The organism is Breoghania sp. (genome assembly GCF_963674635.1).
Lineage (GTDB): Bacteria > Pseudomonadota > Alphaproteobacteria > Rhizobiales > Stappiaceae > Breoghania.
In genome coordinates this window covers 3,971,060-3,983,825 of sequence record NZ_OY771475.1, presented here as the reverse complement: position 1 = coordinate 3,983,825, position 12,766 = coordinate 3,971,060, and the positions used below count along the sequence as shown (strand labels likewise).

Genomic DNA, 12,766 nt, shown 5'->3' with positions numbered 1-12,766 from the left:
ACGGCGAGCGCGAGAAAATCAAAACGCGTCAACGATTGGAGGAGGTCCGACGCTTCTCCTTCGTCAATCGGGCGGCCTTCAGCCCCGGCAACCGGCACTCTTCCGCTCCTTGCGCGCCTGGTCCAGCACCGCACCAGATGCGTTGGGATATTTGGCCAGAAGCTCCGAATAGGTCGCGCAGGCCGCATCCTTCTGCCCGAGCCCGTTGAGCGACAGGCCGAGCTTCAGCAGACTGTCGGGAGCCTTTTCGTTGTCCGGATAGTCCGTGTAGGTCTTGAGGAAGGCATCCGCGGCGTCGCGGTAGCGCGCGCGTCCGAAATAGCTTTCGCCCAGCCAGTATTGCGCATTGGCCGCCAGCGGATCATCCGGATGGGTTGCGAGAAAAGCCTGGAAGCTGCGGGCCGCCTGATCGTACTGCCCGTTCAGAACCATCGCATAGGCCTCGTCATATTCGCCCCGCGCGGAGCCGTAACCCGAGGTCGAGGCCAGATTGCCGATCGCGTCGTTGGTTCCGGCATCGACACCGGGAACCCCGAAGCCGCCTTGCGGATTGTCCGGCTCCTCATAGATCGGCGCGCCCGCGTCCGCCCCGCCATTGGCGCCGTTTCCGCGCGCCAGCATGGACAGATCCAGCGGCTGGCCGCTGCCGCCGAAGCCCGCCCCCTGATCATCGCCCGACCCGACGGGCGGATTGTAGGATCCGAGGTTTTGCACCGTGCCTGCCCGCTCCGCCGCATAACGGTCATCACCCGTCTGCGGCGCACTGCCATACTGGCCGGTATTGCCGGTATTGGCCGCAACGGCCGGCTTGTTTGCAGCCGGAATGTCGGAGCGCTTGCGCGGCTTGCCGCCTTCCAGCTCCTGGAAGCGGAATTCATTGTCTTCCTGAGCGCGGCGCAACTGGTCCTGCGTCTGGCGCAGAAGATGGCTCAGCTCTTCCACCTGGCCCGTCAGATGGCGCACCTGCTCCTCAAGCTGCCCAAGCCGGACGGCGAGCTGCCCGTCATCGCGGTTGGACGAGGACCCGAAGAACCCTTGCGCCTGCGCCGGAGCGGCAATCGTCAATGGCGCGGAAACGGCGAGGGCGAGAGCCAGCGCCAGAGACACGCCCTTGCCGCGGACAGTGGAACATACGGCAGCAGGAATGCGTAATATCGTCATGATCGATCCGTTGTCTCGAGCCCCGAGGCCCGGGAAGTGGGCTCTTCAAGTATGGTTGAGGCGTTCCCGAACGATCGGGCCGCAGGAATTGGGTCAGCCGCTTTCCCTGTGATGACGCGGGAACCCGGCAATCGGTATACCAAAACCGTCCGCCCGCGCCTGTCAACGCAAACACGACCAATCATAGGCACCTGCGAGTTCGGCCAAAGTTTGACCTGCCCCCCCGCAAGCCGCCAGCAAGCCCGACAGATCGGCGCCAGGCCGAGGACGAGGCCCGCGACAGGGCAAGAAAAAACCGGCGACACCGCCTGGGGTCGCCGGTTTTCTGGATCTCGCCGGATATGCGGCGAGCATTTCGAGCCCCCAGGGGATGGGAGGCCGGATCATCCGGCTCTGGCGGGCGTCGGAACGATCAGCTTCCCGTTTGATCGCCCTTCAAGCCGCCTTGAGCCCGCCGACCGGCTGATTGCCGATCAGCTGCCCGCGTTGTTGACGACCGTCACCGCACGGCGGTTCTGGGTCCAGCACGAGGCGTCGTTACACACCGCCACCGGCCGTTCCTTGCCGTAGGAGATGACGTGAATGCGGCTGGCATTGACGCCGCGGCTCACAAGGTAGTCACGTGCGGCGGTGGCACGACGAGCGCCCAGCGCGATGTTGTATTCGCGCGTACCGCGTTCATCCGCATGACCTTCCATGCGGATCGAGTATCTCGAATATTGCTGCAACCACTGCGCCTGCTTGTCCAGCGTGGCGCGGGCTTCGGCGGTCAGGTCGGAACTGTCGACCGTGAAGAACACCCGATCCCCGACATTGACGACGAAGTCCTGAGCCGTTCCCGGCGCCACCGTGCTGTTGGCGATGTTGTCAGGCCTCGTCTGGGCGCAGGCTGCGACGAGAAGCGCAACCGCCGCCACCGCAGCGAAACGCATTCCGCGCATGAAAGTCCCGTTCATTTTCATTGTCCCGCTACTCCTTCGTCCCCACCGAGCCCCGATAGGGTAAACCGAACCTAGCCTTAGATGGTTAAGCGGTGGTTTGCGGAGATGGTTAATCAACCCCTAACAGCCACGCGATGCACACAGAAAACGCCGCGCGCCCGTGCGATTGGCGCTTGAGCGAACCTAATCGTCCCGCGCCCGGCATTCAAGGGTAACCCCGATCATGGCAAACATGCCCGCCCCTCACAAAGGCGTGGTGTTAACCAATCCAGGGCTTTGGCGTTCCAAAAAACATGCGCAAACGCGCAAGAAAAAACGGGCCCGCGGAAAAGTCCGGCGGGCCCGTTCGCTCACGTTACGTATGACGAAGTCTTGATCTAGTCGAGAAGCGGCGACCAGGCCGGATCGGAGGCGAACCCTTGCGTCTCCACGCGCCGTTCGTTGTAGCCGGTCAGATCCACCGTCCACAGCTGCGGCCCGCCATTGGCCCCCGGCGTATCGCGGAAGAACATCAGCACACGGCCGTTGGGGGCCCAGGTCGGGCCTTCGTTATGGAAGCCCTCCGTCAGGATGCGCTCCTGGCTGCCATCGGGCTTCATCACGCCGATCATGAACCGGCCCTCATGCTGCTTGGTGAAGGCGATGAGATCGCCGCGCGGCGACCAGACCGGCGTGGAATAGGAGCCGGGACCGAAGCTGATGCGGCGCGTGTTGGAGCCGTCGGCATTCATCACGTAGATCTTCTGCGCGCCGCCGCGGTCGGATTCGAACACCACCTGACGCCCATCCGGCGAATAGGAGGGCGAGGTGTCGATGGCGGCGGAATTGGTCAGCCGCGTGGTGCGCCGCGAGCGCAGATCCATGGCGAAGATATTGGCGTTGCCGTTCTGCTGCAGGCTCATGATCACCCGCTGCCCGTCGGGCGAAAACCGTGGGGCAAACGTCATGCCGGGGAAATTGCCCACCACTTCACGTTGGCCGGTCTCGATGTTCAGCAGATAGACCTGCGGATCGCCCGACGCGTAGGACATGTAGGTGACCTCCTGGCTCGTCGGCGAAAAGCGCGGGGTCAGCACGAGGTCATCGCCACGGGTCAGATAGCGCACATTCGCGCCGTCCTGATCCATGATGGCCAGTCGCTTGACGCGCTTGTCCTTCGGTCCGCTTTCGCTGACGAAGACCACGCGGGTATCGAAATAGCCTTTTTCGCCGGTCAGCCGCTCATAGATCGCATCGGCGATGATATGGGCAAGGCGACGCCAGTTGTCGGGCGTGGTGAAATATTGCTGGCCGAGCATCTGCTCGCCCGCAAACACGTCCCACAGACGGAACTCCGCACGAAGCCGCCCGTCCGACTGCCGAAAGACGGAGCCGGTCGCCAGCACCTGCGCGGTGATCACCCGCCAGTCGCCGAAGCGCGGCTGGGTGTTCACGTCCATGTCCTTCTGGATGAAGCTCTGCGGATCGAGCGGGCGGAAAAGCCCGGACCGGCGCAGGTCTGCCGTGATCACGGAAACGATATCGGCGGACAAATTCGCATCGTCACCGCCGAAAGTCGGCAGCGCGATGGGCAGCGGCTCGATATTGCCGCCCGAAACGTTGATCTCCACCAGCGCGTTGGAAGGCTGGACACCCACGGCGATGAACCCGAGCACAGCTACGGCCATGGCGGCCAGTCGTTTGATCGAAACCTGCATCGCTTTCCCTTCAGTCTGATCGCACGCATCGCGCCTGCCCCGTTTGCTCTGGGCAAGGCTGCCGGTTCTCCCTGCGGCCTCGATGAGCCGCCCCCTCAATGCGCCGATCAACATATCCTCGCGTTTTCCGCCATCATTGCGGCCTCAGATTGGCCAACACCGTATTCCACCCACCGTTCCCGTCATAACGGTCCGCGGGCAGAAAATTGAACCCTTCGCTGCGATCCACCGCGATGATCGCCCGAACCGCGGCTTCCGCCAGTTGCCGGAAACGCGGATAGGGATGCGAATTCATGATCTGCGGCGTGCTCGCCAGATGGCCGTCGCGTGTCAGCGAGAACTGCACCACCACGACAAGATCGGACGGGAAGGCATCGGGCACGTAGTTCCAGCGTTCCTTGATCTTGGAAACCATCAGATCGAGATCGCTGGTGGAAAGCCCCTGAAGCCGCGTCGCCTCACGCGCGCCAAGGCCTGCCGGCTCGTTTGTGGCCGTCTGCTGACCGCCGGAAGGCGTGACCTTGTTCAGAAGGTTCGAGATCTCGTTCGGGTCGAATTCCTTTTCCGGCTCGCGCGTCGTGGAAGGCGGCGTCGCCGCCGTCTGGGTGCGGCGCGGCGGGCGCGGCTTGGACTGCGGCACGACCTTGACCGGCTTGGGCGGCTCCGGCGCGGCTTCCGCCTGTGGCGCAGGTTCGGGCTCGGCCTCAGGTGCGGGTTCCGCCTGCGGCGCAGGCTCGGCTTCCGGCGACGGTTCGGGCTGCGTGGCAGCAGTCCGGCTCGGCTCTGCCGGCGGCGTCGGCTTGGCGGCTTCGGAGGGTTTCTTGCCCGGCTCCGGCGCGTCCTTCGGGGCCTCCACCGGCTTGTCGGCGGGCTTTGGCGCGGGCGCGTTTTCCTTTGGCGCGGTGCGCTCGCCCACTTGTGTGCGCGTCATCTCCGACAAGGGCACGAGGTCAACCGGCAGCGCATCGACCGGCTCCACGAAAAAGGGTTCCGTGTTCGGAAAGGCGATAAGCCCCCAAAGCAGCACGGCCGCGTGGCCAAAGGCGGATACGGTGAGCCCAATGCGCATGCTTTACTGGCTCTGTTCCTCGGTTGTGACCAACCCGATCCGGCGGAAACCAGCCGCACTGATCCGTCCCATGATGCGCATCACCGTTCCATAATCGGCATCGCGGTCGCCGCGCACATAGATGCGTTCCTCGTAGCCATTGCGGGCAATCGCCTCCAGCTTGGCCACGATCTCGTCCGGGTCGATCTCCGTTTCCTGCAGGAAGACCTTGCCGTCCTTGGAAACGGAAATGGCAATCGGCTCCACATCGTCCTGCAGCGCCTTGGCGCGGGTCTCGGGCAGATCGATGGGCACCCCGACGGTAAGAAGCGGGGCCGCGACCATGAAGATGATGAGCAGCACCAGCATCACGTCGACCATCGGCGTGACGTTGATTTCCGCCATCGGCTGATGCCGCTTGCGGCGCGCGCGACGACCGCCCGAGCCGCCCCCGCCTGCTCCCATGTGAACACCCATGCCGGCCTATCCTTGCGTGCGTTCGTCGATCTGGCGCGACAGGATGGCTGAAAACTCGTCGGCGAAGCCCTCCATACGGCTGGAGAGACGCGCGGCTTCCGCGGAGAACTTGTTGTAGGCGATCACCGCCGGAATGGCCGCCAGAAGGCCGAGAGCGGTGGCGAACAGCGCCTCCGCAATGCCAGGCGCGACCACGGCGAGATTGGTATTCTTCGACGCCGCGATCGCCTGGAACGAGGTCATGATGCCCCAGACGGTGCCGAACAGTCCGATGAAGGGCGCGGCGGACCCGACGGTCGCCAGCACCAGAAGGCGACTTTCAAGCCGCTCCATCTCGCGCGAGATTGTGACATCCATCACCCGGTCAATGCGCTGCTGAAGGCTGGCGATGGCGGGTTTCTTGCCCTCGTGCGAGCGCTTCCACTCGCGCATCGCCGCCACGAAGAGCGACGCCATGGACGTATTCGCCCGGCTCACCAGCGTCTGGTACAGATCCTCAAGCGACTGGCCGGACCAGAAGACATTCTCAAACCGGCTCATCTGCCGCTTGGTGCGCGTGAACAGCAATTGCTTGTCGACGATGATCGCCCAGCACCAGACCGAGGCGGCGATCAATCCGAGCATCACCACCTGCACCATGATGTGCGCATGCATGAACAGGGAAAAGAAGGAGATGTCGGCCACCGGCGCGGCAAGCTCTGTCTGCGCAAACGCTTCCGAAATCATTCAGATGAACCTCAAATGCTGCGAGCGGCCCTGCGCGGCGAAATCATCAACCTTCCGCGCTGTTCTTTCGCGTTGGCGCCGGTTTCCCGGCCATGCCCCCGATCATCGGCGAAGCCTCCAGCGCAGGACCCGCTTTGTGTGGAGGCCGATTTTGGCGAAACAGGGGCTTATCGCCACGCAAACTTCGCCGTAGCAAGACATTGTCAAGGTTACCGTCGCCTTAACGGGGCACGTGTTGCCGCGAATTTCGTCAATAAATAGGGCACAGAGATCCCCGCCCTCCGCCGCGAGGGCGGCGGGAGCCAGGGCACATGGGCCAAAGCACAGGCAAAATTGGAACGGTCAGTCCGCGCTGGCGATCACGACGCCGAGCCTTTCCACCACCTCGGGCGGAATACGGCGCGCGCGCCCTTCCCTGTTGATCACGGCGGCGGTGACACGCGCCCGGATCAGCACCTCGCCCGCGCGCTCCACCGTCTGTTCAAGAATGATCTTCGCGCCCCGCGCATGCTGGCAGAAGGTGCGGATTTCCAGCACGTCATCGATATGGGCCGGCTTGAGATAGTCGATATCCATGTGGCGCACGACGATGGCCAGCCGTTCGCCGGTAATCCCGGCATCCAGCGCGCTGTGATGCACGCCGCAAAGCCGCAACAGATCGGAGCGCCCGCGCTCCATGAAGCGCAGATAGGAAGCGTGATAGACGATGCCGGAAAAGTCGGTGTCTTCGTAGTAGACGCGCACGCCGAGCACATGCGCCCCCGCATCGAGGCGGCCGGACAGATCGGGCCAGGATTTCTTCGCATCAGACATGCCGGTGACTTACACCCTTTCGTCTCGTTTCGACAATCGAAACGCGCCTCGCGGCGTTCCTCGCACGAAGCCGATGCAAGTCGAACCGTCTGCTCCCGCGCTGAAATCGCTCAGGGGAACACGGCCTTCGCACGAGAAGGGACGTCGCTGAGGCGCGAAGCTGCCATGGCTACGCCCGCCCCTGCCCCGGCTCATTGTGATCCGTCAATTATCGCCAATGCCGTCCACAGGCGGGCACCCGGCGCCCGTGTTTTACGTCGGCCTGGATCAGGCAAGGCGCCTCCCGGTCAATCTCACGCATTGCAAGACCGGTCCAAAACGCGTCTCTTGGAGCCTGTAACGGTTCCGGACAAAAGGCGGACGGGCGATGAAGGTGGGAATTGTCGGGGCGGGCATGGTTGGAAGCTCCGCCGCATTCGCGATCGCGCTCATGGGACATGCAAGCTCGATCACGCTGGTCGATGCGAACGAGGCGCTGGCAAAGGCGCAGGCGCAGGATATTTCCCATGCCGTCCCCTTCGCGTCATCGACCAGGCTCGCAAGCGGCTCTTTCGACGACCTGAAGGACGCGCGCATCGTCATTCTCGCAGCCGGGGCCAGCCAGCGTCCGGGAGAAACCCGGCTGGAGCTTCTCTCGCGCAATGCCGGGATCATCCGCTCCATCGTCACAGAGGTGTTGCGGGTGGCCCCCGACGCCATCCTGATCGCCGCCTCGAACCCGGTCGATGTGGTCACCCAGATCGCCCATCGCGTCAGCGGACTTCCCGCAAACCGCGTCATCGGTTCAGGCACCATTCTGGATTCCGCACGCTTCCGTTCGCTGCTGGGCCAACATCTCGGCGTCTCGCCCCATTCCATTCACGCCTATGTGCTGGGCGAACACGGCGACAGCGAGGTTCTGGCCTGGTCGAGCGCACGCGCGGGCGCGCTGCCGATCGCGCAGGTCGCAGCCCAGGTGAATGTGTCGCTGGATGAGGCCGTGCGCGCCGAAATCGACAGCGGCGTGCGCAACGCCGCCTACACCATCATCAATGGCAAGGGCTCGACCTATTACGGTATCGGCGCGGGGCTTGCCCGCCTTGTGGAGGTGATCGGTCGAAACCAGAACGTGGTCTTTTCCGTCTCAAGCGTGACGGAGGAGATCGAGGGCGTACGCGACGTGGCCTTGTCCATCCCCCGTGTCCTGGGCGCCGGCGGCGTGGTCACCGATCTGGTGCCGCAGCTCGATGAAACCGAGCACGCAGCACTTCGCCAAAGCGCGACGATCCTCAAGGCGCAGATCGAGTCCCTCTCCCTGTAAGCGGGTGACAAACCATGAGCGACGCGCGCTGCCGCCTCAGGCGGCTGCCACGTCGCTCAGGAAGTGGTCGATGGAGGCGCGCAACTGTTCCGCCCGCTCCATCAGCACGCTGGTCGTCGCCTTCAGCTCGTCCATGGCCCCCGCGCTCTCGCCCATTCGGGCGGACAGGACAGAGACGGACTCGTTGACGATCCGCGTGCCATTGGCCGCCTGCGAAACGTTGTGCGAGATTTCCGAGGTCGCGCTGCCCTGCTCGCGCACCGCCGACGCAATGGCTTCCGTGTAGCCGTTCACCTCCGCGATGCTCTCCGTCACCACCCCGATCTCGGTCACGGCTTCCGTCGTGGAGGCCTGGATTTCCGCGATTTGGCCAGAAATTTCCTCCGTCGCCTTGGCCGTCTGACCGGCCAGGTCCTTGACCTCGGAGGCCACGATGGCAAAACCGCGCCCCGCTTCGCCTGCGCGCGCCGCCTCGATGGTCGCGTTCAGGGCGAGGAGATTGGTCTGTTCCGCAATCGCCTGAATGAGCCCGACGACTTCGCCGATCCGATCCACAGAACGGGCAAGACCGGCGACCTTCTCATTGGACGACGCCGTGGTCCGCGTGGTCTTGAGAACCACATCGGCGGTGGTGGCGACCTGACGTTCGATCTCGGCAATCGAGGCGTTGAGCTCTTCGGTGGCAGCCGCAACCGCCTCCACATTTCCCGAAGCGCGTTCCGCTTCCTGTTCCGCGTCCGCCCCCTGCGCCGCCACATTCGAGGAACTTTGCGCAAGATCGGTCGCGGTCCTTGCGACGCCGTCCAGCACCTCGCCCATGTTGGACAAGACCTCCGTCACCTCCGCCCGGAAGCCGGAAATCAGCGCGTCAATCGCCTCCGCCCGCTTCTTGCGCTCGATTTCGCCCGCCGCGCTCTCCCGGCTCAACCGTTCGCGCTCCAGCGAGTTATTGCGGAAAATATCAACCGAGCGCGCCATTTCGCCGATCTCGTCGGCCCGCTGGACCCCGCCGACCTCGGTATCCAGCTCGCCTTCCGCAATGCGGCGCGACAGGGAGGAAAGACGCACGAGCGGCGCAAACATCCGCTTGGTCAGCCACCAGATGAGCCCGGCGAAGGGGATCAGGCAGATGATCCCGGCAATTGTCACGCCATTGGTGATACGTGACGCAGCCGCGGACAGTTCCGCCTGTTCCACCGCCTCGATGACGGTAAATTCCTGACCGAGAAAGGTCGCCGTGGACGCCTTGAAGCGCCAGTCCGCGCTGTCGATATGCAGCTCGTTGTCGGAGATGCGCACATCGGAGAGTTTCATCTGCGCGCGCGTCCCGCCCTCTTTCGCGAACTGGATCAGCTTGCCATCCGGCGTTGCGAGCATGCTGCGCTCGCTCTCGCCTATGCCCGTCTTGTCATTGAGAAGCGCGGAAAAGCGTTCCATGTCGATGGAGAAGGCGACAGCACCGAAGAACTTGTCGAGATAGAAGATCGGCGTGGCCAGGACAGCGGAGACATTGCCCGCTTCGTTCACGTCGAAACCGGAAAAGAACAGGTCGGAGGCTTTCAGGGTTCCAGCCTTCGCAGCTTCCATCAGCGGCGTCATGGCCGCCTGAATGGCCATTCCCGACATGGCCGGATCGTCGAAGGCCCGCCCGAAATCCTCGTCCTTGCGATAGGTGTAGACGATATTGCCGTCCGGATCGGCGAGCGCGAGATCCCGGAAGAGATGCTGCCCGATCAGATCCTCCGCCTCCTGATGCACCAGGGCATGGGAATTGGTGTAGTAGTTCTTTTCGTCCGTCTCCTTCATCAGGTGACGTGCGCCGGCCGCGTTGGGGTTGTCGTCGACATAGATCTTGCGCAGCTGCGCGGTCTGATTTTCCTTCAGGTTCTTCCAGCCCGCCCGCATCTTCATGATGCTGTCCTTGGCGGTGGGCAATGTGGTGAAGAAACCGACGCTGTCGCGGACCTGCTGAAGGCCCATTTCCACCGCCTTGCGCTTGCCCACGGTGGCGCTCAACAGGGCCTTGTCGGCCTGCTCGTTGGCGACACTGCCCGCCAATTGGGCCGCCGTAATCACCAGCGCAACGCATAACGCAAAGGCACATCCGATAAAAATGACAGAAATCTTCGTCGACAGACTATTGCGAAGCATCAAGCTTCCTCCCCTACTCATCGGGGGAGACTAGCCCGCGCTTTGGAAAAATTTCATTAAACCAGAATGGGCAATATTCTCGTTTGAAACGTGTATTTTCAAGACACATCGTTGATATGAATAAGAATTATGAATCCACCACCCCATGACGTCTTTACAGACAAAAACCCCGGATGATTGAACCATCCGGGGTTTCCAAGAGTCAGATGCTGAGAGGCGTTGGCCCTCAGGCTTTGACCTCTTCCAGGAACGGGTAGTCCGTATAGCCGGCTTCCCCACCGCCATAGAGCGTGTCGCGGTCGACCTCGTTGAGGGGAGCGTCTTTCGCAAGGCGCTCCACCAGATCCGGGTTGGCGATGAACGCGCGCCCGAAGGCCACCATGTCTGCCTTGCCGCTTTCCACCGCCTCGATGGCCATTTCCCGCGTATAGTTGTTATTGGCGATATAGACGCCGTCGAACCGCTTGCGCAGCGCCTCGATGCTCTCGCCCTCCTTCAACTCGCGCGGCCCGCCGGTCTGCCCTTCCACCATGTGCAGATAGGCAAGATTGAAGCGGTTCAGCCGATCAACCACATGTTCGAAAAGCGGCTGCGGGTTGCTGTCGGTGATGCCGTTGGCGTTTGCAAACGGGCTGAGACGAATGCCGACGCGACCGCCACCGAGAACCCCGGTCACCGCGTCCACCACCTCTTCGAGAAACCGCGCGCGGTTTTCGATGGAGCCGCCATAGGCGTCATCGCGGGTGTTGGAGCCGTCGCGCAGGAACTGGTCGATCAGGTAGCCATTCGCGGCGTGGATCTCCACCCCATCGAACCCGGCGCGCTCCGCATTGGCGGCCGCCTTGCGATAGTCGTCGAGAATGCCTGCGATCTCGGAAATCTCCAGCGCGCGCGGCTGCGACGTCGCCACGAAGCCCTTGCCGTCATAGGTGCGTGTTTCCGCCGTGATGGCCGACGGCGCGACAGGAGCCTGGCCGCCCGGCTGCAACGAGGTGTGCGAGACACGACCCACATGCCAGATCTGGGCGAAGATCTTGCCGCCCTTGGCGTGGACCGCATCGGTCACAAGCTTCCAGCCGGCGACCTGAGCATCGGAATAGATGCCCGGCGTCCAGGCATAGCCCTTGGCGGTGGGGCTGATCTGCGTTCCTTCCGAAATGATCAGACCCGCGCCCGCGCGCTGGGCATAGTATTCGGCGTTCAAGGCATGGGGCACATCCCCATCCGGCAGCGCGCGATTGCGGGTCAGCGGGGCCATGGCCACGCGATTGGCGACGTCGACATCGCCGACCTTGAGGGGAGTAAACAGCTTATCGGTCATGCGGGATTGCTCCTGTCAGATAAGGGGCGGGACAGCTTGGGAAGCGGCGTCCGCTGGATGAGGTTATTTATGGACCAATCGGTCCATTATTGAGCGCAAGAGTGGATGGAAAGAGGGTTTCATGGTCATGGGATCAGGGTCCGATCAGATCGTTGGCCTGATCGAGAATGCGTTCCATGTCGGCGGCCGGAAGGCCGGACTTGCGCAGCACGATTGCGCCGAAAGCCAACGCCATGAGCGCACGGGCACGGTCGCGCACCAGTTCGGGATGATCGGCATCGAGACAACGTGCGAAAAGGGCTTCGATACGGGCGAAATGGCGTCGCCCGAGTTCGGCAACCTCGCGATCATGGGGTCCCCGTTCGGTGACCACATTGACGAACAGACAGCCACGCGGCCCGCGGTCCGGGCGGGACAGGGCGTTGACCAGCGCAAGCGCACCTTCTTTTCCGTCCGCATCACCACCGCGCTCACCGCAGCCTGTCGCAGCACATTGTGCTGCAACAAGATCCGCCAGACCGCTGTAGGAGGCGTCGGAATAATATCTCAGCGCCGCCAGCAGAACGCCCTGCTTGGAGCCGAAGGCGGCATAGAAGCTGGAGCGCGACAGGCCCATGGCCGCCGTCAACGCATCGACGGACGTGGCCTCAAACCCGTTTTCCCAGAAGAGATCCAGCGCCGCGGTCAGAACCTCGCCCTCGTCGAACTCGCGCGGCCGCCCCGGCCCGGCGGAGCGGGTCGTGACACCGTGAACGTCAGAGGGAAGAGGCGTGTTCGTTTCCATGGGGGACAAATATGGACCGTTCAGTCCGATATTCAACCCCGGTCAGGAACCGGACCGTTTTTTGATGCGAAAGGGCCGGCGCGACGGACCCGCGTCAACCGAAGATGTTGCTGACGACGCCCAGACCGATGAGACCGGTAATGATGAGGTAGATCGCGACGATATAGGCAAGCAGTCGCGGCATGATGAGGATCAGAACACCCGCAGCAAGGGCGACGATGGGGCCGATCTCGGCCGAACCGATAAACATGGATGACTTCTCCGAATATCCTGTTGTGCGTTCAAAACGCCTTCGACCGGCAGCGGGTTCCCAAAAACCTGATGTGTCGCCCGCCCGGCACACGGTC

The 12,766-nt window shown here is 63.1% G+C and carries 12 protein-coding genes; 1 reads left to right on the top strand and 11 read right to left on the bottom strand.

Annotated elements, in window-relative coordinates; translation table 11 throughout:
• Window positions 1-78 precede the first annotated feature (78 nt).
• The 7 genes from ybgF to ybgC form a co-directional block, all read right to left on the bottom strand.
• Window positions 79-1,161: a tol-pal system protein YbgF gene (gene ybgF, locus ABGM93_RS17315; protein WP_321501564.1), complete on the bottom strand. Its 1,083-nt coding sequence runs from the start codon at window positions 1,159-1,161 to the stop codon at window positions 79-81.
• A gap of 473 nt (window positions 1,162-1,634) precedes the next feature.
• Window positions 1,635-2,117 (bottom strand): peptidoglycan-associated lipoprotein Pal, encoded by a 483-nt coding sequence (pal, locus tag ABGM93_RS17310; RefSeq protein WP_321501562.1) that lies wholly within the window; start codon window positions 2,115-2,117, stop codon window positions 1,635-1,637.
• A 362-nt stretch (window positions 2,118-2,479) separates the two neighbouring features.
• Complete coding sequence (tolB, locus tag ABGM93_RS17305) at window positions 2,480-3,769, bottom strand: Tol-Pal system beta propeller repeat protein TolB (RefSeq protein WP_321505988.1); 1,290 nt, start codon at window positions 3,767-3,769, stop codon at window positions 2,480-2,482.
• Between the two features lie 163 nt (window positions 3,770-3,932).
• The gene (locus ABGM93_RS17300) at window positions 3,933-4,868 is read right to left on the bottom strand and encodes a cell envelope biogenesis protein TolA (protein WP_321501560.1); all 936 of its coding nucleotides are present in this window, start codon (window positions 4,866-4,868) and stop codon (window positions 3,933-3,935) included.
• A gap of 3 nt (window positions 4,869-4,871) precedes the next feature.
• A complete protein-coding gene (gene tolR / locus ABGM93_RS17295) occupies window positions 4,872-5,324 on the bottom strand; it encodes a protein TolR (RefSeq protein ID WP_319775124.1) in 453 nt (150 codons plus the stop codon).
• Between the two features lie 6 nt (window positions 5,325-5,330).
• Window positions 5,331-6,050 carry a protein TolQ gene (tolQ, locus tag ABGM93_RS17290; protein ID WP_319775123.1) on the bottom strand — a complete coding sequence of 240 codons (720 nt, stop codon included), beginning with the start codon at window positions 6,048-6,050 and terminating at the stop codon, window positions 5,331-5,333.
• Between the two features lie 342 nt (window positions 6,051-6,392).
• On the bottom strand, window positions 6,393-6,863 hold the full coding sequence (gene ybgC / locus ABGM93_RS17285; protein ID WP_321501557.1) for a tol-pal system-associated acyl-CoA thioesterase: 471 nt from the start codon (window positions 6,861-6,863) through the stop codon (window positions 6,393-6,395).
• A 367-nt stretch (window positions 6,864-7,230) separates the two neighbouring features.
• Here ybgC and ABGM93_RS17280 point away from each other — a divergent pair, with 367 nt between their 5' ends.
• Complete coding sequence (locus tag ABGM93_RS17280) at window positions 7,231-8,163, top strand: L-lactate dehydrogenase (RefSeq protein WP_321501555.1); 933 nt, start codon at window positions 7,231-7,233, stop codon at window positions 8,161-8,163.
• Between the two features lie 36 nt (window positions 8,164-8,199).
• On the opposite strand, the gene ABGM93_RS17275 is transcribed toward ABGM93_RS17280, so the two are convergent.
• The 4 genes from ABGM93_RS17275 to ABGM93_RS17260 all read right to left on the bottom strand — a co-directional run bounded on the left by ABGM93_RS17275 (window position 8,200) and on the right by ABGM93_RS17260 (window position 12,669).
• The gene (locus tag ABGM93_RS17275; protein ID WP_321501553.1) at window positions 8,200-10,314 is read right to left on the bottom strand and encodes a methyl-accepting chemotaxis protein; all 2,115 of its coding nucleotides are present in this window, start codon (window positions 10,312-10,314) and stop codon (window positions 8,200-8,202) included.
• A 226-nt stretch (window positions 10,315-10,540) separates the two neighbouring features.
• Window positions 10,541-11,635: an alkene reductase gene (locus ABGM93_RS17270; protein ID WP_321501551.1), complete on the bottom strand. Its 1,095-nt coding sequence runs from the start codon at window positions 11,633-11,635 to the stop codon at window positions 10,541-10,543.
• Between the two features lie 133 nt (window positions 11,636-11,768).
• The gene (locus ABGM93_RS17265) at window positions 11,769-12,419 is read right to left on the bottom strand and encodes a TetR/AcrR family transcriptional regulator (protein WP_321501549.1); all 651 of its coding nucleotides are present in this window, start codon (window positions 12,417-12,419) and stop codon (window positions 11,769-11,771) included.
• 94 nt (window positions 12,420-12,513) lie between these two features.
• Entirely contained in the window at window positions 12,514-12,669 is a 156-nt protein-coding gene (locus tag ABGM93_RS17260; protein WP_319775117.1) for a DUF3096 domain-containing protein, read from the bottom strand.
• Window positions 12,670-12,766: the final 97 nt, after the last annotated feature.